Raw genomic sequence first — 25916 nt, forward strand, 5'->3', positions numbered from 1 at the left:
TACTACATTATAAGGCCAGTTTACAATCTTTTCATAATGTTTTTGCTTGTTTTTATTGATTTTAAATGAGGCTGTCCGTATAATAAAATGGTAGTGTCAGGATGTGTCGGCACTAAAATACTAGGAGGAGAAATATGGATAATCAAAATAATCAGAATAGAAATAAGAAGCCGAATCAGGATAACCGACAGGGATTCCCGTTTATTATTCTTGTGACATTGCTTACAGCGATACTGGTTCTTGCTCTGTATCAATTTCAGGGAGCAACGAATGCACAGGAGATTACTTACAATGAATTCCTGAAGATGATTGATGACGGAAAGGTAGATAAGGTTACGATTAGCAGTGATCAGATCACAATTACGGAGAAGAAACAGGCAGGAAGTAATTTTTCCAGACAATATTATACCGGAATCATCAATGATGATAAGCTGGTGGAAAGGCTGGAAGATGCAGGCGTTGAATTTACACAGGAAATTCCGGATGCTACATCAGCTATTATTTTAAATGTGCTTCTTACGTTTCTGCCTATTGTCCTGATAGCGGGATTCTTTGTATGGATGACAAGGAAGATGTCGAAAGGCGGCGGCATGATGGGCATTGGAAAAAGCAATGCCAAGATGTATGTAGAGAAGGAAACCGGAGTTACCTTCAAGGACGTGGCAGGCCAGGACGAAGCGAAGGAATCCCTGCAGGAAGTTGTGGATTTTCTGCACAATCCGGGCAAATATACCGGCGTGGGGGCGAAGCTGCCTAAGGGAGCGCTTTTGGTGGGGCCTCCGGGAACCGGTAAGACGCTGCTTGCGAAGGCAGTTGCAGGCGAGGCAAAGGTTCCGTTCTTTTCTTTGTCAGGATCTGCTTTTGTGGAAATGTACGTAGGTGTTGGAGCGTCGCGAGTGAGAGACCTGTTTAAACAGGCACAGCAGATGGCGCCATGTATTATATTTATCGATGAGATTGATGCAATTGGTAAGAGCCGTGATAATCAATTGGGAGGAAATGATGAGCGTGAGCAGACGCTGAACCAGCTTCTGGCAGAGATGGATGGCTTTGATACGAATAAAGGCTTGCTTTTGCTGGCGGCGACTAACCGTCCGGAGATTCTGGATCCGGCGCTTTTGCGTCCGGGGCGGTTTGACAGAAGAATTATTGTGGAACGTCCTGATCTGAAGGGACGTATTGACGTACTGAAAGTGCATTCCAAGGATGTGCGCATGGATGAGACGGTTGATTTGGAGGCGATTGCGCTTGCAACATCCGGTGCTGTCGGATCTGATCTTGCGAATATGATTAATGAGGCGGCAATCAATGCTGTTAAGCATGGACGGAATGCTGTATCCCAGAGTGATCTGTTTGAGGCGGTAGAAGTAGTGCTGGTAGGTAAGGAAAAGAAAGACCGCATTATGAGCCAGGAAGAGCGGCGGATTGTTTCCTATCATGAGGTAGGACATGCACTGGTAAGTGCTTTGCAGAAGGATGCGGAGCCGGTACAGAAGATTACAATTGTACCAAGAACTATGGGAGCGCTTGGATATGTGATGCAGACGCCGGAAGAAGAGAAGTTCCTGAATACGAAGAAAGAGCTGGAGGCGATGCTGGTGGGGATGCTGGCAGGCCGGGCGGCAGAGGAGATTGTATTTGATACGGTTACGACAGGAGCTTCTAATGATATTGAAAAGGCGACGAAGATTGCAAGAGAAATGATTACGCAATATGGTATGAGCGACCGGTTCGGACTGATAGGACTGGAATCTATCCAGAATCGATATCTGGATGGAAGGGCAGTTATGAATTGCGGTGAGAAGACTGCCTCTGAGATTGATGAGGAAGTTATGAAGATGCTGAAGAAGGCTTACGAGGAGGCGAAGAGGCTTCTTGGCGAGCACAGAGAATCGCTTGACAAGATTGCGGCATTTCTGATTGAGAAAGAGACCATTACAGGCAAGGAATTTATGGAGATATTTCATAAAGTCGAGGGCATTGATCCGGAGGAGAAGAAAGAGCCGGAAGAGCGTATTGGCATGAAAACAATATAGGAAATGTATAAAACTCCCGTCCCTTTATTTCAGGGGCGGGAGTTTTAGGCAGTGGGAAAAGAGCAGCAGGATGTAGGCGGGAAGGAAATTGGTATGTTTGATATTCAGGAGGAGTTGAAGAAATTGCCCGGTAGACCGGGCGTCTATCTCATGCATGATGAGAAAGATGAGATTATCTATGTAGGAAAAGCAATCAGTTTAAAGAACCGTGTCCGCCAGTATTTCCAGAGCAGCAGAAATAAGGGCGTCAAAATTGAACAGATGGTAACACATATTGCCAGGTTTGAGTATATTGTGACAGATTCCGAGCTGGAAGCGCTGGTGTTGGAATGTAATCTGATTAAGGAGCACAGACCTAAGTATAATACGATGCTGATGGATGATAAGGCTTATCCATTTATCAAAGTAACTGTCGACGAGCCTTTTCCAAGAATTATGCTGGCGCGCAGAATTGTGAAGGATAAGGCGAAGTATTTTGGACCTTATACCAGTGCCGGAGCTGTAAAAGACACAATAGAGTTAATCAGAAAACTTTATAATATTAGAAGCTGCAGCAGAAGGCTGCCAAGAGATATTGGAAAAGAGAGGCCTTGTTTGAATTATCACATTCATCAGTGTAAGGCACCGTGTCAGGGATATATTTCGCAGGAAGATTACAGAAAGGCAATTGATGAAGTGTTGTCCTTTTTGAATGGAAATTACGATGGTGTTCTGAAAAATCTGGAAAAGAAGATGACAGATGCTTCTGAGGCGATGGAATTTGAAAAGGCAATCGAATACCGGGAGTTGATTGGCAGTGTGCAAAAAATAGCACAGAAGCAGAAAATTACGGACACAGCAGGAGAGGATAGAGATATTCTGGCGGTTGCTGTAGAAAATACAGACGCAGTGGTTCAGGTGTTTTTTATTCGCGGCGGCCGCCTGATTGGGCGGGATCATTTTTATCTGAGATTGACCGGAGAAGAGTCGACTAGTGAAATCCTATCCAGTTTTTTGAAACAGTTTTATGCCGGAACACCCTATATTCCGGCGGAACTTATGCTGCCGGAGGAGGTGGAGGACGCAGCTTTGCTGGAAGAATGGCTTTCCGGGAAGCGGGGACATAAGGTTCATATTAAAGTACCCAAGAAAGGTACTAAAGAAAAATTAGTGGAGTTAGCAGGGGAAAATGCCCGATTGGTCCTTAGTAAGGATAAGGAACGGCTGAAGAGAGAAGAAGGACGTACGATAGGAGCAGTAAAAGAAATTGAAAAATTGCTTGGGCTGGAAAGGGTTGTAAGGATGGAGGCTTATGATATTTCCAATATCAGCGGTTTTGCCTCGGTTGGTTCCATGGTGGTTTATGAAAAAGGAAAGCCGAAGCGGAATGATTACCGCAAATTTAAGATAAAAAGTGTGCAGGGACCGGATGATTACGCAAGTATGAATGAGGTATTAACCAGAAGATTTCAGCATGGATTGAATGACCAGAAGGAAGGAAAGGATATGGGAAGTTTCCAGGCTTTTCCGGACCTGATTCTGATGGACGGCGGAAAAGGTCAGGTGAATGTGGCGCTTCAGGTTCTGGAAAAGCTGGGACTTCATATTCCGGTCTGTGGGATGGTGAAGGATGACAACCACCGGACGAGAGGCTTATATTATCAGAATAGAGAAATCCCGATAGACAAGAACTCCGAGGGCTTTAAGCTGATTACACGAATTCAGGATGAGGCACACAGGTTTGCAATTGAGTTTCATCGTAAGCTGAGAAGCCAGGGGCAGATTCATTCTGTTTTGGATGACATACCAGGTGTCGGGCCTGCAAGGCGGAAAGACCTTATGCGGCATTTCCAGAATCTGGATGCAATAAAGAGCGCTGAGGTAGAGGAATTAAAAAAACTGCCCAGTATGAATGAAAAATCTGCACAAGAGGTATATAAGTTTTTCCATTAATGTGGTAAGATGAGGACAGGAGCCGTGGCTGACGGTACAAAGCGGCAGAAGCAGTATGTTGGAGAAGAGCGGCGAATGCAGAAAAGAAAGGAAAATAATCATGGCGAAAGTTGAAATGCAAAAGATCGTGGAAAAGATGAATTTAAAGAATCTGACTCCGGATGTATCATTGGAGGACCGGGCGGTGGGAGTACCTGACACAAACAGGCCTGCGCTGCAGCTGACAGGTTTTTTTGAACATTTTGATTATAAGAGGGTACAGATTATCGGATATGTGGAATATACCTTTTTAAAGACAGTGGATGAAAAAGAGAAGGAGAGGATATACGATACGCTGCTGTCTTATCAGATTCCCTGCATCGTATTCTGCAGAGACCTGCAGCCGGAGCCGATGCTTTTGGAGAAGGCAAATGAGAGGCAGGTTCCTGTTTTTTCAACAAATGTAAAGACATCTGCTTTTACTGCAGAATTAATCCGCTGGCTGAATGTTGAGCTGGCTCCGTGTATTTCGATACATGGTGTGTTGGTGGATGTTTATGGTGTGGGCGTCTTGATTATGGGTGAAAGCGGAATCGGAAAGAGCGAAGCAGCGCTGGAATTGATTAAGAGAGGCCATCGTCTTGTCAGTGACGATGTGGTAGAGATACACAAGGTCAGTGATGATACGCTGGTGGGAAATGCCCCCGATATTACGAAGCATCTGATTGAACTTCGGGGAATTGGAATTGTAGATGTTAAGACGTTGTTCGGTGTGCTCAGCGTAAAAGAAACACAGAATATAGACATGGTTATTACGTTGGAAGACTGGAATAAAGATAAGGAATACGACCGTCTGGGTCTGGAGGAACAGTACACAGAATTTCTGGGAAACAAAGTGGTATGCTATTCACTGCCAATCCGTCCCGGAAGAAATCTGGCGATCATTGTCGAGACGGCGGCAATCAACCACAGGCAGAAGAAGATGGGATACAATGCGGCTCAGGAGCTTTATAGAAGAGTTCAGCAGAATTTGATTAATAAGTAGAGGATTGGATATGGAATATTGTTTTGGAGTGGATATTGGCGGTACTACCGTGAAGATGGGATTGTTTTCGGCGGAAGGTGAGCTGATTCACAAGTGGGAGATTAAAACACAGACGCAGAATGAGGGAGAGAGAATTCTTCCCGATGTGGCGGAATCTATCCTTCGAGAGATGGACGAAAGAGACATTACGGCAGGTCAGGTATTAGGAGTGGGCGTGGGTATTCCGGCGCCTGTAAATAGCGAAGGTATTGTGCAGAATACCGCTAATCTTGGCTGGGGATATAAGGATGTGAAGGGAGAGCTTAGCAAATTGTTGTCCGGGCTAGAAGTAAGAGCCGGCAACGATGCCAATGTAGCCGCTCTTGGTGAAATGTGGATGGGCGGCGGCCAGGGACGGAAGAATGTGGTTATGGTTACTTTAGGGACCGGCGTAGGCGGTGGAATTATCCATAATGGCAGAATTGTAGTAGGTGAGAATGGCGCTGGCGGAGAGATTGGGCACATCTGTGTGAATTACGAGGAAAAAGAGAAGTGCGGATGTGGAAAGACCGGGTGTCTTGAACAGTATGCATCAGCGACGGGAATTGCGAGATTAGCGAGAAGGCGGCTTGCCAAGTATCATGAACAAACGATTTTAAACAGGGAAGATATTAGTGCAAAGACAGTTTTTGACGCGGTGAAGAAGAAAGATGAAGTAGCAATTAAAATAGCGGAAGAATTTGGTGTATATCTGGGACATGCGCTGGCAAATATTGCAGTTATCTTTGACCCGGCAGTAATCGTAATCGGCGGAGGCGTCTCCAGGGCGGGAGAGGTATTGCTCCCCTTCATTGAAAAGCCCTTTCGGGAAAGAGCCTTTTTTGCAAACCAGAATACGGAATTTGCATTAGCTATGCTTGGAAATGATGCGGGAATATATGGAGCCGCAAAATTAGTTCTTGATGAGTAATATAGACAGATGAAATGCCAGCATTTTGCTGGCATTTTATAATTTGTGTATTTTTATTTGCAGTTTTAGGTTCCTGATTCCGTTGACGGGATGTCTTCTGTGGATGGAATATCTTCGGGTTCTTCCGGTTCCTCCGGCTCATAGCTCGGTGTTTCATCCCAAGTGTCGGAAGGTGTATCGTTGTAATTGTCAGAACCAGAAGATCCGGAAGTTCCAGAAGATCCGGAAGAACTTTCTTCATCTTCATCTTCATCATCGTAGTAATCATAATAAGACCAATGATCTCCATCGCATCCCTCTGTTGGCACAGTTTCCGGTGAAAAATATTCTGAGACAGAAGGACAGCCGGAACGTGCCAGCAGACCGGTCTCTGTGCATACCCATTTCTTTTCAACAGAGTTGGGCATTGTGAATTCTTTGTATTCAAGATTCTCATGTATCCGACTCATGATGCTTCGCCAGAGGCGGAACCGGAATGTGGTATCAATATTGGTTAAGGATTTGTTCTCGTCATATCCGCCCCATACTGCACAGGTATAATATGGAGTATAGCCACAGAACCATAAGGTCTGATCGTGGTCTGTTGTACCTGTTTTTCCGGCTACCGGCATATTGTTGAGGGAAGCAGCGCTTCCCGTACCGCTTTCCACTACGTCTTCCATTGCGCTTGTCAGCAGAGCAGCAGTGGTTTCTTTAATCACGGTATGAGTATCGGATGCTCCTTCCAGAAGTACATTGCCATCATGATCCAAAATTTTGGTGTACAGGGTCGGTCTGTTATATACTCCTTTATTTGCTATGGCAGCAAATGCTGCGCACAGTTCATAGTTATAGACACCCTTTGTCAATCCACCCAAGGCGAGAGATTCTACTTTGTCAGATTCTTCCAAAGTAGTGAATCCGAATTTCTCAGCGTATTCGTATCCTACCTGAGGCGTAATCTCGTTAATCATCTTAACGGCACATACATTTTGGGAATACTTGATTGCAGTGCGCATGGTAATGTCGCCCATGTAGTTGTTCGTGGCATTCTTAAGGGGCGTGCCGTCGGAATATTCCCATGGCTCGTCTCTGATAACTGTGGCAAGAGTTGCTTCGCCGGTATCCAGAGCCGGAGCGTAGGTTGAAAGAATCTTAAAACAAGAACCAGGTTGTCTTGGGGATCCTTTGTAGGCTCGGTTCAGGCTCAGGCTTGTAGTCTTGGCGCCACGTCCTCCTACCATAGCTTTGACCTGTCCGGTTGCCTGATCGATAATTGTAACGGCAGCCTGGGGCTGAGGCGTCAGGTTGATGACTTCGTCATAGGTATCTCCTTCTCTGGCTATGGTAGTTTTCCATTCTGCAATCATAGCCTGTGCTTCCTCCTCACTGGAGAAGAGAAGTCCCTGTTCATCCCCATAAGTATTCTGGACATATTGATTGATATGGCCGGAACTGTAATTTTCAACCGTTCCGTCTGCCCGGGTAACAGTCAGGGCGTAATCCAGACCAACTTCCACAAGCCATGGATAATTCTCATCATTATTCATTTCTTCGTCGCAGATCTGCTGCATAGCAAGATTCTGGGTTGTGTATATCTGTAAGCCGCCGCTGTATAAGGCATTATAAGCACGTGTCTCTGAAAAACCGAGACGATCCTGCAGATCTTCGATAATCTGCTGGGACAGTGCGTCTGTAAAATACGTGGTCGGCGTATCATCCGTAATCTGGCTGTTTACATTCTGGATTCTGGCATAAACATCATCTGCCTTGGCACTGTCATATTCCTCACGGGTAATATATCCCTGATCCAGCATTTTCTGCAGGACTTCATCGCGGCGTCTCTGGTTGGCCTCCGGATTATCAATCGGGTTCAAGGTTGTAGGACTCTGAGTAATACCCGCAATAACCGCCGCCTCAGAAAGGGTTAGTTCCGATGCATCCTTATTGAAATAACGCATGGACGCGGACTGAATGCCCAGCGTATTCTGCCCCAGATTGATGGTGTTCAGGTAACTTTCCAGAATCTCGTCCTTTGACATCTGCTTTTCGATTTTCAGGGCAAGATACTGCTCCTGAATCTTTCGCTCAGCTCTTTCAAAGAAGGTGTTTTCGGATACGAAATTGGGGAAAATATTATTTTTAATCAGCTGCTGGGTAATCGTACTGGCGCCTTCCGTAAAATGTCCGCCATTTGCAACGCCCCGGACAAATGCTCTGGCGATACCCATGGGATCAATTCCGTTGTGTTCATAGAACCGCTCGTCCTCAATTGCCACAAATGCATGCTGTACATCCTCCGAAATCTCGGAAATGGACTTGTAGACACGGTTCGAGCCTGAGGTTACAAAGCGTTCAATTTCCGTGACGCCGTCGTCTGCATAAGCAATAGAAGTATAACCGCTTGGCCGTACATCTTCGGCGGTTATGTCCGGTGAATCATCAATAATCTTCTTCAGGAACACAAACCCGGCAATGATACAGGCGATGACAATAAGAAGCAGGCATAATAAAAAAGCTTTGAAGAGCCTTACGCCTATCCGCTTGCTTTGCATAGTCGCTTTTGATGTGATTTCCTTCTGTTTCTTAGAAGCTTTATTTTTTCCATAATTCATGAAGCTATGCCTCCTTTTATACTTGTTCCATTATAACAAACTTGCCTATTGAAATAAAGAAAAAAATGAAAACTTCACATTTCAGTAGGAAAATCTTAAGAAATTCGTTATAGTATATGTAGAAACAAAAAGAAAAGGTGAAAATTATGTTGAAGAATTATCGAACAGTATACCAAGGCGGAGAAGGAGAAATTGTTGAAAAAAAATCCAGGTTTATCGCGACGGTGATACCGGCGGCAGAAGAAGAAGAAGCGCTGGCATTTATAGAAGCTATGAACAAGAAATACTGGAATGCAACGCATAATTGTTTTGCGTATGTGATTGGAGAGCGAAATGAAATCCAACGCTGCAGTGATGATGGAGAGCCTTCCGGCACGGCGGGGAAACCAATGTTGGATGTGCTTTTGGGAGAAGAATTGCATAATACTGCGGTGGTAGTGACCAGATATTTTGGCGGTACGCTTTTAGGAACCGGCGGTTTGGTGCGTGCTTATTCTTCGGCGGTAAAAGCGGGGCTTGCTTCATCTGTGATTATAACCAAAAAGCAGGGGATTAAACTGGAAATCACCACAGAATATACCGGGTTGGGGAAAATCCAGTATATACTGGCGGAAAAGGGAATGACGGTTCTGGATACTCTCTATACGGATAAAGTGGAGATGACGGTTCTGGTTCCGGCGCGGGAGCTTGAAGGTCTGAAAGCTGCAATTATGGAGGGAACCAATGGCAGGGTGCGCATGGAAGAAGGTGAGACATGCTATTATGCGGAAATAGAAGGTAAAAACAGGGTCCTGGAAGACTGAGTTTCCAGGACCCCGATGGAGATATTATGAAGAAATCAACGGAATTCAGGTTCGATCAGACCAAAAGTTCCGTTTTTACGCTTATAGACTACATTTACTTCTTCTGTTTCTGCGTTGCAGAACACGAAGAAATCATGGCCCAGAAGCTCCATCTGTACACAGGCATCTTCCGGGTACATCGGTTTGATGCCGAATTTTTTGGAGCGTACAATTTTAATTTCATCGTCATCATCGGGCTCGTCAGAATCAAAAAACGCCTGATTAAAATTAACGCCCTCCTGATGCCTTGCTACTAGTTTGTTTTTATATTTCCTAAGCTGGCGCTCTATGACTTCTTCTACAAGATCGATGGATACATACATATCGCTGCTTACTTGCTCGGACCGGATCAAGTCCCCCTTGACCGGGATGGTAACTTCAATTTTCTGACGCTCTTTTTCTACGCTTAATGTAACAATGATTTCCGTATCGGGAGTGAAATATCTTTCTAACTTCTCCAGTTTGTTCATAATTGTCTTTTTCAGACTTGGTGTTACTTCGATGTTTTTTCCACTGATGATAAACTTCATGTTGTTCAACCCCTTTTCGGTATAATTTCAAATAGACAGGGAAATTGCCCGTTAATATCTGATAAAAATATCATTGTGCAATAATCTATCTGATATATTGAGTATACCATGTTTGTCGCCTAATGTATAGCTCTGATTACCTCAATTCTTGAAATTTTTCCGTTATACATTTTGGCGACCCGCAGACCGCAGTCAGAAAAGTAGGTACAGGCACCGACTCCTATTTCCACCTCATCTTCTTTAAATTTTTTCAGGATGATGTCACAGAGAGTTTCGTCATCCTCATAAGGGATGGACATTTCCATAATTTTATTGACGACTTTTACTTTGGATGTTGCCCGGAAAATATTCTTATCTGAGATGTCGAAATCACAGAAGAGAAATTTTCTTGTAGCAAAAAGTACGGCAATGGCACAGACCCCAATCAGACTGCTGAGGGCAGAAGAGTGGTCGATGATAATCTGCCTTGCAATTGCAAATAAAAGAACTTCGAATACAGTGTCCGGTGTGTGGCAGTACATCATGCGGATCAGTTCAACACCGATAATCAGATTGAAGCAGGCTTCCAGAAGATCTTCGTAATTGGGGTAAGCGCTCAGGTTAGGAATGTTAGCTAATGATCCGGCGAGACGGATACTAAGGAGGATGATTCCGATTGCAAGCATAACAGAGATGAAAAACTCCAGAATCATCGCTACACGGGATAAGATTGCTGTTGCATATTTTTTCATGGCATCCTCCTTTTGGCTATTTGCTGAGATTGCTTCGTTTCCTTAACTTCGGATCCAGGATTTTCTTGCGGATGCGAAGTGACTTGGGAGTAATTTCAAGAAGCTCGTCCGTATCGATGAAATCCAGTGCCTGTTCCAGACTAAGTATACGGGGCGGCGTCAGCCGGAGCGCTTCGTCTGCGCTGGAAGAGCGGGTGTTGGTAAGGTGCTTGGTCTTGCAGACATTTACCTCAATGTCGTCGGTCTTGCCATTCTGTCCGATTACCATGCCGGAATATACCTTTTCGCCGGGACCGATAAATAAGGTTCCGCGCTCCTGCGCACTGTAAAGGCCGTAGGTTACGGATTCTCCGGTTTCAAAAGCAATCAGGGATCCCTGTTTGCGGTACTGGATGTCTCCTTTGTACGGGGCATAACCGTCAAAAGAAGTGTTCATAATACCGTTTCCTTTGGTATCGGTAAGAAACTCTCCCCGGTAACCAATTAAGCCGCGGGCGGGAATGGAGAACTCCAGACGGGTATAGCCGCCGCTGATAGATCCCATATTGCGCAGTTCGCCCTTTCGCTGTCCCAGTTTTTCAATTACGACCCCGGTAAATTCATCCGGAACGTCAATATAGGCAATTTCCATAGGCTCAAGTAGTTTGCCCTTTTCATCCCTTTTATACAGAACCTCCGCCTTGCTGACCGCAAATTCGTATCCTTCTCGGCGCATATTTTCGATAAGTACGGATAAATGCAGTTCCCCGCGCCCGGATACTTTGTAGCTGTCGGTACTGTCAGTCTCTTCGACACGGAGGCTGACATCTGTGTTCAACTCACGGAACAGCCTGTCACGGATGTGGCGTGAAGTCACGTATTTCCCTTCCTGTCCCGCAAAGGGGCTGTCATTGACGATGAACTGCATAGCAATGGTAGGTTCGGAAATCTTCTGGAAAGGAATTGCTACCGGGTTCTCAGGTGAGCAGATGGTGTCTCCGATGGAAATGTCGGAAATACCGGAAATAGCAACGATGGAGCCGATGGTAGCTTCTTTTACATCTACCTTTTCCAGACCGTCAAATTCATATAATTTACTGATGCGGACCTTTTCCCGGCGTTCCGGGTCATGTTCATTTACAACGGTCATATCTTGATTTACCCGGATAGTTCCGTTGTCAACCTTGCCAATTCCAATACGGCCGACATATTCGTTGTAATCAATAGTACTGATCAGTACCTGGGTGTCAGCGTCCGGATCGCCCTCCGGCGCCGGTATATAGTCAAGAATTGTCTCGAAAAGAGGAATCATATTTTCCGGTCCGTCTTCCAGTTCCAGCACGGCGTAACCCGCTTTTGCCGAGGCATAAACGAAGGGGCAGTCAAGCTGTTCGTCGGAGGCTTCCAGATCAATGAAAAGCTCCAGCACTTCATCAATGACTTCTTCCGGCCTTGCCTCCGGACGGTCAATTTTATTGATACATACGATAACCGGAAGTTTCAGATCCAGTGCCTTTCTGAGTACAAATTTGGTCTGCGGCATGGCGCCTTCAAATGCGTCTACCACAAGGATGACGCCATTTACCATTTTCAGTACACGTTCTACCTCGCCGCCAAAGTCGGCGTGTCCCGGAGTATCAATGATGTTGATTTTAGTTCCTTTATAATAGACGGCTGTATTTTTGGAAAGAATCGTAATTCCACGTTCGCGCTCGATGTCGTTAGAGTCCATGACACGTTCTTCTACCTGCTGGTTTTCACGGAACACACCGCTTTGCTTTAATAATTCATCTACCAGGGTAGTCTTGCCATGGTCAACATGGGCAATGATTGCAATGTTACGGATGTCTTCTCTCTTAGTCTTCATAAAAACCTTCCTTTTCTATCTTTATTATACAAATAAAATATCTGGCGGTATTATACCACATTTTCAGAAATTTACAAGAATTATAAAAGTGTGGTTCTAAGATGGGGTTTCCCGGCATAGATTAAATAGTGACTTTATATTAGTAAAATACGATTCAGAGGAAGGGAGAAAAAAAGTCATGTCAGATAAGATTATTGAAAATAATCAGGTAACAATTATGGGAAGAGTGGCATCAGAGTTTGTGTACAGCCACGAAGTATTCGGGGAAGGATTCTATATGGTAGATGTCCTTGTGAAACGATTAAGTAACTCAGAGGACAGAATCCCGCTGATGGTATCCGAGCGGCTGATTGATGTAACGCAGGATTATACGGGAGAATTCATTGTGGCCAGCGGACAGTTCCGCTCATATAACAGGCATGATGAACAAAAGAACCGGTTAATTTTATCGGTGTTTGTGAGGGAGATTGTCTTTGCCCAGGAAGAATTGGATGGTGCGAAGACCAATACAATTTTCCTGGATGGCTATATCTGCAAGGAGCCGGTTTACCGGAAGACTCCGCTGGGAAGGGAAATTGCGGATCTGCTTTTGGCAGTAAACCGCCCTTATGGGAAATCGGATTACATTCCTTGTATCTGCTGGGGGAGAAACGCCAGGTTTGCAGCAGGCTTTCAGGTAGGAGAACATGTACAGATTCTGGGAAGGATTCAGAGCAGAGAATATGTGAAAAAGCTGTCGGAGACGGAGACACAGAAAAGAGTGGCATATGAAGTTTCTGTGAGTAAATTGGAATGTATGGAAGATTAGCCGAAAAACAGATAAAATAGAGAGCCTGACAGAAAGGGATTCATTGACATTAGAAATGAATAATGATAAACTTTTTTAAAGATACTAAATTAGGAAGTCAGGAGGAAGAATATGGCTATTTTTACAGGTGCAGGTGTAGCGCTGGTTACACCGTTTCACAAAGATGGAAGTATTAATTATGATAAACTGGATGAGCTGATTGACTATCACTGCGAGAATGGAACAGATAGTATTATTATATGTGGTACGACAGGAGAATCTTCTACTTTATCAGAAGAAGAGCATATGGAGTGCATCAAATTTACAATTGAGAGGACGAAGAAGAGACTCCCGGTAATTGCAGGTACCGGTTCTAACGCTACATATACGACAATTGATATGTCGAAAGAGGCAGTGGAATACGGGGCAGACGGTCTGCTTCTGGTGACACCTTACTATAATAAGGCGACACAGAAAGGACTGATTGCCCACTATAAGGCAGTGGCTGCAGAGGCGAAAGCGCCGATTATTATGTATAGTGTTGCCAGCAGAACGGGGCTCAATATCGCTCCGGAGACGGCGGCTACCCTGATAAAAGAAGTGGATAATATTGTCGGGATTAAAGAAGCTTCCGGTAATATCAGCCAGGTGGCAAAGATTATGAGCCTGACGGATGGGAAGGCAGATCTGTATTCCGGCAATGACGACCAGATTGTGCCGCTTTTGTCCCTGGGAGCAAAGGGCGTGATTTCCGTGCTCTCGAACGTGGCACCGAGGGAAACCCATGACATTTGCGCGAAGTTTTTTGATGGAGATGTGAAGGGAGCCTGTGAATTGCAGCTTAAAGCAATTCCGTTGATTGAGCAGCTGTTTAGTGAAGTGAACCCGATTCCGGTCAAGAAGGCTGTGAATCTTATGGGAATGGAATGCGGCGGCGTGCGCATGCCGCTTACAGAGCTTACTCCGGAGCATGAGAAAACGCTGGCGCAGGCAATGAAGGATTTTGGCATTAAGCTGGCATAAGACGGCAGGAGGAGAGACGTATGGTACGAGTGATAATGCATGGCTGCAATGGGAAGATGGGGCAGGTGATTACCCGGATTATTGAAGAAGATCCGGAAGTGGAGATTGTTGCGGGCGTGGACGCCTATATGGGAATAACGAATACTTATCCGGTAGTTGAAAGTATTGAGAAATGTGACATTCCGGCGGATGTGGTTATTGATTTTTCCAATGCGGCAGCAGTAGACGGAGTATTGGATTACTGTGCGGAAAGACGGATTCCCGTGGTGCTCTGTACGACAGGGCTTTCAGAAACCCAGCTGCAGCATATGGAAGAAGCGGCAAAGGAGACGGCGGTACTGAAGTCGGCAAATATGTCCCTGGGAATCAATCTTCTGATGAAGCTTTTGAAGGATGCAGCAAAGGTACTGGGAACAGCCGGATTTGATGTTGAGATTGTAGAGAAGCATCATAATCAGAAGGTAGATGCCCCCAGCGGGACGGCGTTGGCACTGGCGGATTCTGTGAATGAAGCGTTGGAAGAAGCGTGTACCTACAATTTTGACAGAAGTAAGGACAGAAAGAAAAGAGAGAAGAATGAGATTGGTATTGCTGCTGTCCGGGGAGGCACGATTGTCGGCGAGCATGAAGTGATTTTTGCAGGAACCGATGAAGTGATAGAATTTAAGCATACGGCATATTCGAAGGCGATTTTCGGCAAGGGAGCTGTGGAAGCGGCGAAGTTCCTCGCAGGAAAGCCTGCCGGTCGCTATGATATGTCTGATGTGATTCAATTATAAAACCGAAAGATAAAGGGTACGTATGGGAGGTAAAGAATATGGAGGATCTGAAATTCAAGTATTTGGAAAGACTTTCTGAAATTTATCCCACCATCGCTCAGGCATCGACGGAAGTGATTAATCTGCAGGCGATTCTGAATCTGCCGAAGGGAACGGAACATTTTCTTACAGATATTCATGGGGAATATGAGGCGTTTGCCCATGTTCTTAAGAATGGCTCTGGTTCCGTGCGCCGTAAAGTGGATGCTGTTTTCGGAAATACTATGAGTAGCAGGGACAAACAGGCCCTTGCTACTCTTATTTATTATCCGAGAGAGAAGATGGATAGGGTTAAGAAGGAAGAAAACAACATGGAGGATTGGTACAAGATTACACTGTACCGTCTGATTGAGGTGTGTAAAAGAACGGCTAGTAAGTATACCCGTTCCAAGGTGCGCAAGGCGCTGCCAAAGGATTTTGCCTATGTGATTGAAGAATTGATTACGGAGAAAGCAGAGCTTACGGACAAAGAATCTTACTACAACGAGATTGTGAATACGATCATCCGCGTCCGCAGGGCGGAAGAATTTATTATTGCGCTCAGCGAGCTGATCCAGCGGCTGACGGTGGATCATTTACACATTGTGGGGGATATTTACGACAGAGGACCGGGTCCTCATATTATTATGGATAAGTTAATGCAGTATCACAGTGTGGATATCCAGTGGGGAAACCATGATATTTTGTGGATGGGAGCAGCAGCGGGACAAAGAGGCTGCATTGCCAATGTGATCCGTATCTGCGCCAGATATGGGAATCTGGATATTCTGGAGGACGGGTATGGGATTAATTTACTGCCCCTTGCTACATTTGCACTGTCTAAGTATGCAGATGACCCTTGCGAGTGCTTTGGGTTAAAGGGAAGCACCAGCTTTACGGCGCAGGAAAAAGAGATGGAGATAAAAATGCACAAAGCAATCTCGATTATCCAGTTTAAGGTGGAGGGACAGATTATCCGTAAGAACCCTGGGTTCAAGATGGAAGGGAGAAATCTGCTGCACCGCATTGATTTTGAGAAGGGAACCATTGATTTGGATGGGCAGAAGTATGAACTTCTGGATAAGAATTTTCCAACAATTGACCCAAGGCATCCTTATACGTTGACAAAAGAAGAAGAGGATATCATGGAGCGTCTGGAGAGAGCCTTTTTGAACTGTGAGAAACTTCAGGAACACATGCGTTTTCTCCTGAATAAGGGAGGACTCTATAAGGTATATAATAACAATCTTCTGTATCATGGCTGTATTCCTCTGAATGAAGACGGAAGTATGAAGCAGGTAAAGATTTATGGTAAAACATATAAGGGAAAGGAACTCTACGAAGTTCTGGAAAGTTATGTGCGCAAGGGATTCTTTGCGGTAGAGACAAAGGAGAAGGAACGGGGCAGGGATATGATGTGGTATATCTGGCTGAACGAGAATTCCCCCTTGTTCGGAAAAGACAAGATGGCTACCTTTGAGCGTTATTTTCTGGCGGAAAAGGAGACGCATCTGGAAAAAAAGAATCCTTACTATTCGCTTCTTGAAAATGAGAAAGTGGTGGACAGCATCCTGGCAGAATTCGGACTGTCCGGCGAGTGCATCCATATTGTAAACGGACATGTACCGGTGAGAAGCAAAAATGGTGAAAGCCCTATCAAGTGCGGCGGCAAGGTATTGGTAATTGACGGCGGATTTTCTAAAGCCTACCAGAAAGAAACGGGAATTGCCGGATACACATTAATTTATAATTCGTATGGACTGATTCTGACGGCCCACGATCCTTTTGAGTCTACGGAAGCAGCAATCGAGAAAGGCAGTGACATTCATTCTGACAGCATTATCGTAAAACGGGTAATGGCCAGGAAGCGTGTAGAGGACACCGATGACGGTAAAAGACTGAAGGAGAGGATCCGGGATTTGGAATTTTTGCTGGAAGCATACCGGAGCGGCCGTATTACAGAAAAAATATAAAATAAAAATGTAAAAAACTACCTTTCATGCCGGAGTATATATTTAAAAAAAATGCAGATATTACTAGAAACATAAAACTGACATGAAAGGAAGTAAAAAGATGAAAAAGTTTAAAAAATTAATGACAGCATTACTTTGTGTGGGAGTATTGTGCGGGCTTACGGGTTGTGGAAACAATGGAAAAGCTGATGATGATGTGGCAAATAACAATTCTGCAACGGAAAACAGCGGTGTAGAAAATAACGAAGATAAGAATAATGATTCTAAGACGGATAACAATCATACAAATGGAACCAACGACGGTGAGGGCGTAATGGATGAAATCGGCGATGATGTACGTGATGGTGCCGAGGATATTGAAAATGACCTGGATGGAAATGACGATAGAAACCGTACGGATAACGACGCTGATAATGCCAATAATACCGATCGCAATACTGACAGCAACACGGGAAATAACAGATAACTGCACAGAAAAAAACATACCACAGGTAGATTTCCAGACGTACCTGTGGTATGATGCTTTCAGGCAAAAGACAGGAATAACGTGAATGATAAGTAAGGGAGATACATAGAATGGAAAAGAAATTATTGATGGGTAATGAGGCGATTGCTCTTGGTGCGATTCGTGCGGGAGTGAATCTGGTTGCCGGTTATCCCGGAACGCCGTCTACAGAGATTCTGGAGACGGTGGCAAAATATAATGACGGAAGTATCCATGTGGAATGGTCTGTAAATGAGAAAGCGGCGCTTGAGGTGGCCGCAGGCGGAGCCTACGCGGGAGCAAGAACGCTGGTGACTATGAAGCAGGTAGGGTTGAATGTGGCGTCTGACCCGCTGATGAGCCTTGCTTATATTGGAGTGAAGGGCGGCATGGTAATCGTATCGGCGGATGACCCGGGCCCGATTTCTTCTCAGACGGAGCAGGATACGAGGCTTTTTGCATTGTTCTCCAAGCTTCCGGTATTTGACCCGGCTTCTCCGGAAGAAGCCTATGAGATGATTGGGGATGCATTTGCATATTCGGAAAAATACGGGACTCCTGTTTTGTTCCGCCCGACCACCAGAGTCTGTCATGGCTGCGCGGTGGTGGAGATGAAAGAGAAGGAAAAAAGGGAGAGGCCGGAAGGCTTCGTAAGAGATACGGAGAGATGGGTAATCTTCCCCAGACTGTCCTATCAGAATCATATAAAGATTGAAGAAAGAAATGAATTACTTTCTAAAGTGCTTTCTTCCTATACATATAATAGGATTGAAAATAATAAAACGGGGAAGAAGGGAGTTGCCGCGGGTGGAATCAGCTATGCTTATGTGAAAGAATCATTGCCGGAAAATATTCCGCTGCTGCGCGTGGCGACGCCGCATCCTTTTCCGGAACCACTTGCGGCAGAATTCCTTAAGAGTGTGGAGGAAGTGCTGGTGCTGGAAGAACTGGAGCCGGTAATCGAAAAAGAATTGCTGAGAATTGCAGGGAAATATCATCTTCCTGTCACCATAAAAGGAAAGCTCACCAAAGACACCAAAATTGCCGGGGAGAACAGTGTAGAGAGTGTTCGGGAAGATTTAAAGCGCTTTTTGCCGGAGTGCGCGTCGCTTCAGACCGTTTGGGAGGCGGCAGAACAGGCAGAAGATATGCCGCAGCTTCCGGTACGCCCTCCGGTACTCTGTGCGGGATGTCCTCACAGAGCGTCTTTTTACGCGGTAAAGCAGGCGGTGAAGGGGAGAAAGGCGGTATTCTCCGGAGATATCGGATGTTACACTTTGGGCAACTCAAAGCCTTTGGATATGGTAGATACCTGCCTTTGCATGGGAGCGGATGTAACCATTGCACAGGGAATCCATATTGTGGAACCGGATACATTGAACTTTGCATTTATCGGGGATTCGACTTTTTTCGCGTCAGGGATTACCGGAGTGGTGAATGCGGTTTATAATCAGAATGACATTATTCTGATCGTGCTTGATAATTCTACCACGGCAATGACCGGACATCAGCCACATCCGGGAACCGGAAAGACGATGATGGGAGATGTAGTGAATCAGATCAGTATTGAGAAGATACTGGAAGCAGTGGGGGTAGCAAAGATTGCGTATGCCAATCCACTGCATTTGGAAGAAGCAATCCGGGCCGTCCAGGATGTAGCGGACGAGAAAGGGGTGCGCGCCGTTATTTTCAAATCCCCGTGTATTGCGGTGAGCAGGCCGGAGAGGATGTATCAGGTGGAAGAAGAGACTTGTACCGGCTGCAGACAATGTATCAGGGAGCTTGGATGCCCGGCAATTGTAACGGATGAGGGCAGGGTGAAGATAGAGCCTTCCCTCTGTTTTGGATGTACAGTTTGTTCCCAGGTATGTAAATTCGGAGCAATAAAGGAGGTGCCGTTTAATGCGTAAAAATTGTCTGTTATGCGGTGTAGGCGGTCAGGGTGTTGTGCTGGCTTCTAAGCTGATTGCTTATGCGGCGCTGGATAAAGGGATGTTTGTAAGGACAACGGAGACGATTGGTATGGCACAGAGAGGCGGCTCTGTGGTGAGCCATGTGAGGATGGGGGAAGAAATCCATTCTCCTATGATTCCCAAAGGGCAGGCAGATGTTATTCTTGCTTTTGAGCCGGCTGAAGCAGTGCGCAGTCTTCCCTATCTGCGGGAAGGAGGAATGCTGATTGTAAACCGGAAAGCGGTGAAACCGGTGACGGCTACCCTTGGCGGAGGACAGTATGATGGGCATGAAATGCTGGATTTTCTGAAAAAGAAGGTGGACAACCTTCTGATTATGGATGGAGAAGCTGTCTGCAGACAGGCAGGATCCGCGAAGGTGCTGAATGTAGCGCTGCTGGGAGCTGCCGCAGCCAGTGGTGCTCTGGATATTTCTATACCGGATATGGAAGTGGAGATAAAGAAGAAGGTTAAGCCGCAGTTTGTGGAGCTGAATCAGAAGGCGCTTGCCCTGGGCGCAGCAATTGCCGGTGCGCAAAGGAAAGCGGATGGGACAAAGACAGAAGTAAGATAGGATGAGACGGAGGACGGAGTTATGAAAATGACAGAACTGCAGATGAGGCTAATTAAAGAAAACCTGAAAGTATTAACCTCAAAAGACTGCTTTTATAAAGAAAAATTCAAAGATATTGATGTGGAAGCCATTCAGACACAGGAAGATTTTGAGAAGCTTCCATTTACATGGAAGGGAGATCTGCGGGAAGCGTATCCATTGGGACTCCAGGCAGTGCCGGATGAGGAAATTGTAAGAATTCATTCCTCGTCAGGTACAACAGGAACCCCTGTTATTATCCCTTATACGCAGAAGGATGTGGATGATTGGGCGAAGATGTTCGCACGCTGCTATGAGATGGCGGGCATCACTGCTCTTGACCGTATCCATATTACGCCGGGCTATGGTCTGTGGACAGCGGGAATTGGGTTTCAGTTGGGAGCAGAGCGGCTGGGAGCTATGACAATCCCGATGGGGCCGGGCAATACGGACAAGCAGCTTCGGATGATGCAGGACATGAAGTCTACGGTTCTCTGCGCAACCTCTTCCTACGCACTTCTTTTGGCAGAAGAGATTGCAAAACGAGGGCTGACGGATAAAATTTATCTGAAAAAGGGCGTAATCGGCTCTGAGCGGTGGGGCGATAAGATGCGCAAAAGGATTGCGGCAGAGCTGGGAGTGCAGCTTTATGACATTTACGGGTTGACGGAAGTGTACGGGCCGGGGATTGCCATGAGCTGTGATTATGAATGCGGGATGCATTATTGGGATGATTATGTGTATTTTGAAATCGTTGATCCGAAGACCGGAAAGAATGTACCGGACGGCGAGATTGGCGAGCTGGTAATTACGACCCTCAGAAAACAGGGGGCGCCCCTGATCCGTTACCGTACTCATGACTTGACAAGATTTGTACTGGGAGACTGCCCGTGCGGCTCCAGATTCCCGAGAATTGATACACTGATCGGACGTACGGATGATATGGTAAAGGTAAAGGGGGTTAATATTTTCCCGAGCCAGATTGAAGAGATGTTAAAGGATGTGCCGGAGGCATCCAGTGAGTATCAGTTTATGTTAGACCATTTGAATGGTAAGGATGTCTGCACTTTGTTTGTAGAGATAAATACGGGAGTGGAGAAAAGTCAGGCAGAAAAGGCGGTACAGCAGGCATTTAAAGAAAAAATCGGAATTACGGTGCTTGTAAAACCGGTTTCTATAGGAGAACTGCCCCGCAGCGAGAAGAAATCTACACGGATTTTTGATAACAGATATTAGGAGATATTTATGAGATTCAGACCATGCATTGATATACACAACGGTAAAGTAAAGCAGATTGTGGGAGGAAGCTTAAGAGACAGCGGCGACCGGGCACAGGAAAACTTCGCGTCGGAATACGACAGCGCTTATTATGCAAAATTGTATAAAAAAGACGGGCTGACGGGAGGACATATTATCCTTTTAAATCCGGCTTCTTCTGAGTATTATGTAGCTACAAAGGAACAGGCATTGCGCGCATTGCGTGCTTTTCCCGGCGGAATGCAGATTGGCGGCGGGATTACGGCGGAAAATGGAGTGGAATATATCCGTGCGGGTGCAAGTCATGTGATTGTTACCTCCTATGTTTTCCGGGACGGAGAAGTTCTGTGGGACAATCTGAAGAAGCTGGTGGCAGCAGTGGGAAGAGAGCATGTTGTCATTGATGTAAGCTGCAGGAAGAAGGGCGGGGAGTATTATATTGTAACAGACCGCTGGCAGACATTTACCAGAATGAAAGTAACCGTAGGAATGTTGGAAAAACTGTCCGGTTATTGCGATGAATTCCTGGTTCACGGGGTGGACGCAGAAGGAAAATCTTCCGGTGTGGAAGAAGAGCTGGTGAAGGTTCTTGCCGGATACGCGGGACGCCCGGTTACTTACGCGGGAGGCATCGGAAGTATGGAGGATTTGGACCGGTTTAAGCAGATCAGTAAAGGCAGACTTGACTTTACTATCGGCAGTGCGCTGGATCTGTTTGGCGGGAAACTGCCTTATGAAACGGTAAAAAAGGAATATGGACAGTCTATGAGCAGTCTGTGAACAGTTTATAAATTGGTTGAATTGCTTGCATGATAGTGCTAAAATGGTGAGTGAATCTTTTGAATATTGGACAAGGAGTTAGGAAATACCATGGGTTTTTTACAAAAAATATTTGGGACACACAGCGAGAATGAATTGAAGAGGATTTATCCGATTGTTGACCATATTGAAGAGCTTGAACCTCAGATGAAGGAATTATCCGATGAAGAGCTGAGAGATAAGACGAAGGAATTTAAGAGAAGGCTGGCGGATGGAGAGACGTTAGATGATATTCTTCCGGAAGCATTTGCTGTAGTGAGAGAAGCGGCATCACGTGTTCTGGGAATGCGTCATTACCGGGTACAGTTGATTGGCGGAATTATTCTGCATCAGGGGCGTATTGCCGAGATGAAGACCGGTGAAGGTAAGACCCTTGTGTCGACGCTTCCGGCATATCTGAATGCTCTTACCGGAGAAGGGGTACACATCGTTACGGTCAATGATTACCTTGCCAAACGTGATGCGGAGTGGATGGGGCAGGTTCATGAGTTCTTGGGACTTAAGGTCGGTGTTGTGCTGAATAGCATGGATAAGGATGAAAGACGGGAAGCATATAACTGCGATATTACCTATGTGACGAATAATGAATTAGGTTTTGATTATCTGCGAGACAACATGGTAATCTACAAAGAACAGCTTGTTCAGAGAGGATTGAAATTTGCAATTATCGATGAGGTGGACTCGGTATTGATTGATGAGGCGAGAACTCCGTTGATTATTTCGGGGCAGAGCAGTAAGTCCACGAAACTTTATGAAGCGTGTGACATCCTGGCGCGCCAGTTAGAGCGGGGTGAGGCAAGCGGAGAGTTCTCCAAGATGAACGCTATTATGGGTGAAGAAATTGAGGAGACGGGAGACTTTATTGTAAATGAGAAAGAGAAGAATGTAAATCTGACCGAAGATGGCGTGAAGAAGGTTGAGAAGTTCTTCCACATTGACAACCTTGCCGATGCAGAGAACCTGGAGATTCAGCATAATATTATTCTTGCTCTGCGTGCGCATAATCTGATGTTCCGTGACCAGGATTATGTGGTGAAGGACGATGAAGTACTGATTGTAGATGAATTTACCGGACGTATTATGCCGGGGCGCCGTTATTCTGACGGACTTCATCAGGCGATAGAAGCGAAAGAGCATGTGAAGGTAAAGAGAGAAAGCAAGACGCTGGCTACGATTACCTTCCAGAATTTATTTAATAAATTTGAGAAGAAGAGCGGTATGACGGGTACTGCCCTTACAGAAGAGAAGGAATTCCGGGAGATTTACGGCATGGATGTTGTAGAAATCCCTACCAATGTTCCGGTTGCCCGTGTGGATCTGGAGGATGCGGTATATAAGACGCAGAAAGAGAAGTTCCGCGCGGTATGTGATGCCGTGGAGGAGGCACATGCCAAAGGCCAGCCGGTTTTGGTTGGTACGATTACGATTGAGGTATCAGAACTTCTGAGCGGTATGCTGAAAAGAAGAGGAATCCAGCATAATGTCCTGAATGCGAAGTTTCATGAGATGGAAGCGGAGATTGTAGCGCAGGCAGGCCAGCATGGCGCAGTTACCATTGCCACCAACATGGCAGGACGTGGTACGGATATTAAGTTGGACGATGCGGCGAGAGAGGTGGGCGGACTTAAGATTATCGGTACGGAGCGGCATGAATCCAGGCGTATCGATAACCAGCTGCGCGGACGTTCCGGGCGTCAGGGGGATCCGGGTGAATCCAGATTCTACATTTCCCTGGAGGATGATTTGATGCGTCTATTCGGTTCAGAGAAGCTGATGAATGTGTTTAATACACTTGGAGTGGAAGACGGAGAACAGATTGAACATAAGATGCTGACGGGCGCTATTGAGAGAGCGCAGCAGAAGATAGAGAGTAATAACTTTGGCATTCGTAAGAATCTTTTGGATTATGACCAGGTTATGAATGAGCAGAGAGAAATTATATATGAAGAGAGGCGTCGGGTTCTGGATGGCGAGAGTATGCGGGATTCCATTTATCATATGATAAATGAATACGTGGAGAATCTTGTGGACAGCAACATTTCGCCGGATCAGGAGCCGGAGGACTGGGCGCTGGCAGATTTGAATGTGACTCTTCATAATACGATTCCGATGGAACCTGTGAGCTTAGAGGAAGTAAAGAACTTAAATCAGAAAGAGTTTAAGCATATGCTGAAAGAACGTGCGGTCAAGGCTTACGAGATGAAAGAAGCGGAATTCCCGGAAGCGGAGCAGCTCAGAGAGATTGAACGTGTAGTTCTTTTGAAGGTGATTGATGGCAAATGGATGGATCATATCAATGACATGGATCAGCTCCGGACGGGAATCGGCCTGCAGGCATATGGACAGAGAGATCCGAAGATTGAATATAAGATGGTTGGATATGAGATGTTCGACGAGATGACGAAAGCGATTACGGCAGATACCATCCGTACGTTGTTCCATATTCGGATTGAACAGAAGGTAGAGCGTGAAGAGGTGGCGAAAGTAACCGGAACGAACAAAGATGACAGTGCGGTCCGCGCGCCTAAGAAGCGTGAGACGAAGAAGATATATCCGAATGATCCGTGCCCGTGCGGAAGCGGTAAAAAATATAAGCAGTGTTGTGGAAGAAAATGATGAAAGAGGTGATAGAGTGGTAGAACTGGATCAGTTTAAAAGTATCATCAGCTCTTATGAAGAACCTCTCGCTGAAATGAGGGATTCACTTTGACGTCTCCGGCAAAGAAAAGCGAGTAGAAGAGCTGGAGCGAAAGATAGAAGAGCCGGGATTCTGGGATGACACAGAAAAATCCCAGAATATAATGAAAGAATTGAAGAACTTGAAGGATTGTCTGGAAGAGATGCAGAGTCTGGAGGAAAAGTATGAGGACATACAGATTCTTCTGGAGATGGCATATGAGGAAAGCGATCCGTCCATGGTTCCGGAGATTGAAGAGGAAGTCCGGGGATTTGAAAATCAGTACGAAGCTCTGAGAATCCGGACTCTGCTGTCGGGAGAATATGACCGCTACAATGCGATTGTCACACTGCATGCGGGGGCGGGAGGCACGGAGTCCTGCGACTGGGCAGGGATGCTGTACCGTATGTACGGACGCTGGGCAGAGCAGAAGGGCTTCGGAATTACTGTGCTGGATTATCTGGATGGTGATATTACCGGGATTAAGAATGTAACTTTTGAAGTCTGCGGAGAGAATGCATATGGTTATCTGAAGTCCGAAAAAGGCGTACACCGCCTGGTTCGGATTTCCCCGTTTAATGCGGCAGGCAAACGGCAGACGTCATTTGCGTCCTGCGATGTGGTGCCGGATATTGAGGATACCATTGATATTGAAATTGCGGAAGACGATTTGAAAATTGACACCTACCGTGCCAGCGGCGCCGGAGGTCAGCATGTCAATAAGACTTCTTCGGCTATCCGCATTACCCATCTGCCTACCGGGATTGTGGTACAGTGCCAGAATGAACGGTCTCAGCATCATAACAAAGAGAAGGCGATGCAGATGCTGAAGGCAAAGCTTACTCTGCTGAAAGAGCAGGAGCAGGCAGAGAAGGTGTCCGACATCCGCGGTGAAGTGAAAGAAATCGGATTTGGCAATCAGATACGTTCCTATGTTATGCAGCCGTATACGTTGGTGAAGGATCACCGGACAGGTGAGGAGACCGGCAATGTGGCAGCAGTTCTGGATGGGGCAATTGATATATTTATTAACGCATATTTAAAACAGAAAGGTCAGTAGCGATACGAGGG

Annotated in this window: 20 protein-coding genes; 16 read left to right on the plus strand and 4 right to left on the minus strand. The window is 45.8% G+C overall.

Annotated elements, in window-relative coordinates; translation table 11 throughout:
- The first annotated feature begins 134 nt into the window (after positions 1 to 134).
- From ftsH to OCV99_RS01345, 4 genes are all read left to right on the plus strand, one after another.
- Positions 135 to 2036 (plus strand): ATP-dependent zinc metalloprotease FtsH, encoded by a 1902-nt coding sequence (gene ftsH / locus OCV99_RS01330; protein WP_158367409.1) that lies wholly within the window; start codon positions 135 to 137, stop codon positions 2034 to 2036.
- A gap of 93 nt (positions 2037 to 2129) precedes the next feature.
- Positions 2130 to 3968 (plus strand): excinuclease ABC subunit UvrC, encoded by a 1839-nt coding sequence (uvrC, locus tag OCV99_RS01335; RefSeq protein WP_158367757.1) that lies wholly within the window; start codon positions 2130 to 2132, stop codon positions 3966 to 3968.
- A gap of 100 nt (positions 3969 to 4068) precedes the next feature.
- Positions 4069 to 4992, plus strand: a complete 924-nt coding sequence (hprK, locus tag OCV99_RS01340) for an HPr(Ser) kinase/phosphatase (RefSeq protein ID WP_158367411.1) — start codon at positions 4069 to 4071, stop codon at positions 4990 to 4992.
- Between the two features lie 10 nt (positions 4993 to 5002).
- The gene (locus OCV99_RS01345) at positions 5003 to 5941 is read left to right on the plus strand and encodes an ROK family glucokinase (protein WP_158367413.1); all 939 of its coding nucleotides are present in this window, start codon (positions 5003 to 5005) and stop codon (positions 5939 to 5941) included.
- A gap of 65 nt (positions 5942 to 6006) precedes the next feature.
- On the opposite strand, the gene OCV99_RS01350 is transcribed toward OCV99_RS01345, so the two are convergent.
- Positions 6007 to 8535: a transglycosylase domain-containing protein gene (locus OCV99_RS01350; protein ID WP_158367415.1), complete on the minus strand. Its 2529-nt coding sequence runs from the start codon at positions 8533 to 8535 to the stop codon at positions 6007 to 6009.
- Between the two features lie 146 nt (positions 8536 to 8681).
- Here OCV99_RS01350 and OCV99_RS01355 point away from each other — a divergent pair, with 146 nt between their 5' ends.
- Entirely contained in the window at positions 8682 to 9338 is a 657-nt protein-coding gene (locus tag OCV99_RS01355; protein WP_158367417.1) for a YigZ family protein, read from the plus strand.
- Positions 9339 to 9373: 35 nt separating this feature from the next.
- Here the strand turns inward: OCV99_RS01355 and hpf are convergent, their stop codons facing one another.
- The 3 genes from hpf to typA all read right to left on the minus strand — a co-directional run bounded on the left by hpf (position 9374) and on the right by typA (position 12484).
- Positions 9374 to 9907, minus strand: coding sequence for a ribosome hibernation-promoting factor, HPF/YfiA family (hpf, locus tag OCV99_RS01360; protein ID WP_158367419.1), 534 nt, complete (start codon positions 9905 to 9907; stop codon positions 9374 to 9376).
- A gap of 119 nt (positions 9908 to 10026) precedes the next feature.
- Complete coding sequence (locus tag OCV99_RS01365) at positions 10027 to 10638, minus strand: transporter (protein ID WP_158367420.1); 612 nt, start codon at positions 10636 to 10638, stop codon at positions 10027 to 10029.
- 16 nt (positions 10639 to 10654) lie between these two features.
- Complete coding sequence (typA, locus tag OCV99_RS01370) at positions 10655 to 12484, minus strand: translational GTPase TypA (protein ID WP_158367422.1); 1830 nt, start codon at positions 12482 to 12484, stop codon at positions 10655 to 10657.
- Between the two features lie 178 nt (positions 12485 to 12662).
- Between typA and OCV99_RS01375 the strand changes: the two genes are divergently transcribed.
- The 11 genes from OCV99_RS01375 (at position 12663) to prfB (ending at position 25905) form a co-directional block, all read left to right on the plus strand.
- Positions 12663 to 13292 (plus strand): single-stranded DNA-binding protein, encoded by a 630-nt coding sequence (locus tag OCV99_RS01375; RefSeq protein ID WP_158367425.1) that lies wholly within the window; start codon positions 12663 to 12665, stop codon positions 13290 to 13292.
- Positions 13293 to 13403: 111 nt separating this feature from the next.
- Complete coding sequence (dapA, locus tag OCV99_RS01380) at positions 13404 to 14294, plus strand: 4-hydroxy-tetrahydrodipicolinate synthase (RefSeq protein WP_158367427.1); 891 nt, start codon at positions 13404 to 13406, stop codon at positions 14292 to 14294.
- Positions 14295 to 14314: 20 nt separating this feature from the next.
- Positions 14315 to 15073, plus strand: a complete 759-nt coding sequence (gene dapB, locus OCV99_RS01385) for a 4-hydroxy-tetrahydrodipicolinate reductase (RefSeq protein ID WP_158367429.1) — start codon at positions 14315 to 14317, stop codon at positions 15071 to 15073.
- Between the two features lie 38 nt (positions 15074 to 15111).
- A complete protein-coding gene (locus OCV99_RS01390; RefSeq protein WP_158367431.1) occupies positions 15112 to 17064 on the plus strand; it encodes a fructose-1,6-bisphosphatase in 1953 nt (650 codons plus the stop codon).
- 100 nt (positions 17065 to 17164) lie between these two features.
- The gene (locus tag OCV99_RS01395) at positions 17165 to 17530 is read left to right on the plus strand and encodes a hypothetical protein (protein WP_158367433.1); all 366 of its coding nucleotides are present in this window, start codon (positions 17165 to 17167) and stop codon (positions 17528 to 17530) included.
- 110 nt (positions 17531 to 17640) lie between these two features.
- Positions 17641 to 19458 carry an indolepyruvate ferredoxin oxidoreductase subunit alpha gene (gene iorA / locus OCV99_RS01400; RefSeq protein ID WP_158367435.1) on the plus strand — a complete coding sequence of 606 codons (1818 nt, stop codon included), beginning with the start codon at positions 17641 to 17643 and terminating at the stop codon, positions 19456 to 19458.
- Positions 19451 to 20074 carry an indolepyruvate oxidoreductase subunit beta gene (locus tag OCV99_RS01405; protein WP_158367437.1) on the plus strand — a complete coding sequence of 208 codons (624 nt, stop codon included), beginning with the start codon at positions 19451 to 19453 and terminating at the stop codon, positions 20072 to 20074. The genes iorA and OCV99_RS01405 overlap by 8 nt, the downstream gene beginning before the upstream one ends.
- 21 nt (positions 20075 to 20095) lie before the next feature.
- Positions 20096 to 21328 carry a phenylacetate--CoA ligase family protein gene (locus OCV99_RS01410; RefSeq protein ID WP_158367439.1) on the plus strand — a complete coding sequence of 411 codons (1233 nt, stop codon included), beginning with the start codon at positions 20096 to 20098 and terminating at the stop codon, positions 21326 to 21328.
- Positions 21329 to 21337: 9 nt separating this feature from the next.
- Positions 21338 to 22129 (plus strand): phosphoribosylformimino-5-aminoimidazole carboxamide ribotide isomerase, encoded by a 792-nt coding sequence (gene hisA, locus OCV99_RS01415; protein WP_158367441.1) that lies wholly within the window; start codon positions 21338 to 21340, stop codon positions 22127 to 22129.
- 90 nt (positions 22130 to 22219) lie between these two features.
- A complete protein-coding gene (gene secA / locus OCV99_RS01420) occupies positions 22220 to 24784 on the plus strand; it encodes a preprotein translocase subunit SecA (protein WP_158367443.1) in 2565 nt (854 codons plus the stop codon).
- A 16-nt stretch (positions 24785 to 24800) separates the two neighbouring features.
- A protein-coding gene (gene prfB, locus OCV99_RS01425) for a peptide chain release factor 2 (RefSeq protein WP_158367758.1) occupies positions 24801 to 25905 on the plus strand; the annotation gives its coding sequence in 2 pieces (ribosomal slippage) (positions 24801 to 24875 and positions 24877 to 25905; 1104 coding nt in all).
- Positions 25906 to 25916: the final 11 nt, after the last annotated feature.

Source organism: Dorea acetigenes (assembly GCF_025567385.1).
GTDB lineage: Bacteria > Bacillota > Clostridia > Lachnospirales > Lachnospiraceae > Claveliimonas > Claveliimonas acetigenes.

Coding starts and splice junctions, on each gene's coding strand:
- OCV99_RS01365 (WP_158367420.1), bottom strand. CDS start 10,638: ATGAAAAAATATGCAACAGCAATCTTATCCCGTGTAGCGATGATTCTG.
- hprK (WP_158367411.1), top strand. CDS start 4,069: ATGGCGAAAGTTGAAATGCAAAAGATCGTGGAAAAGATGAATTTAAAG.
- dapA (WP_158367427.1), top strand. CDS start 13,404: ATGGCTATTTTTACAGGTGCAGGTGTAGCGCTGGTTACACCGTTTCAC.
- ftsH (WP_158367409.1), top strand. CDS start 135: ATGGATAATCAAAATAATCAGAATAGAAATAAGAAGCCGAATCAGGAT.
- dapB (WP_158367429.1), top strand. CDS start 14,315: ATGGTACGAGTGATAATGCATGGCTGCAATGGGAAGATGGGGCAGGTG.
- OCV99_RS01395 (WP_158367433.1), top strand. CDS start 17,165: ATGAAAAAGTTTAAAAAATTAATGACAGCATTACTTTGTGTGGGAGTA.
- typA (WP_158367422.1), bottom strand. CDS start 12,484: ATGAAGACTAAGAGAGAAGACATCCGTAACATTGCAATCATTGCCCAT.
- uvrC (WP_158367757.1), top strand. CDS start 2,130: ATGTTTGATATTCAGGAGGAGTTGAAGAAATTGCCCGGTAGACCGGGC.
- OCV99_RS01410 (WP_158367439.1), top strand. CDS start 20,096: ATGAAAATGACAGAACTGCAGATGAGGCTAATTAAAGAAAACCTGAAA.
- OCV99_RS01355 (WP_158367417.1), top strand. CDS start 8,682: ATGTTGAAGAATTATCGAACAGTATACCAAGGCGGAGAAGGAGAAATT.
- iorA (WP_158367435.1), top strand. CDS start 17,641: ATGGAAAAGAAATTATTGATGGGTAATGAGGCGATTGCTCTTGGTGCG.
- OCV99_RS01375 (WP_158367425.1), top strand. CDS start 12,663: ATGTCAGATAAGATTATTGAAAATAATCAGGTAACAATTATGGGAAGA.
- OCV99_RS01350 (WP_158367415.1), bottom strand. CDS start 8,535: ATGAATTATGGAAAAAATAAAGCTTCTAAGAAACAGAAGGAAATCACA.
- OCV99_RS01345 (WP_158367413.1), top strand. CDS start 5,003: ATGGAATATTGTTTTGGAGTGGATATTGGCGGTACTACCGTGAAGATG.
- OCV99_RS01390 (WP_158367431.1), top strand. CDS start 15,112: ATGGAGGATCTGAAATTCAAGTATTTGGAAAGACTTTCTGAAATTTAT.
- secA (WP_158367443.1), top strand. CDS start 22,220: ATGGGTTTTTTACAAAAAATATTTGGGACACACAGCGAGAATGAATTG.
- OCV99_RS01405 (WP_158367437.1), top strand. CDS start 19,451: ATGCGTAAAAATTGTCTGTTATGCGGTGTAGGCGGTCAGGGTGTTGTG.
- hisA (WP_158367441.1), top strand. CDS start 21,338: ATGAGATTCAGACCATGCATTGATATACACAACGGTAAAGTAAAGCAG.
- hpf (WP_158367419.1), bottom strand. CDS start 9,907: ATGAAGTTTATCATCAGTGGAAAAAACATCGAAGTAACACCAAGTCTG.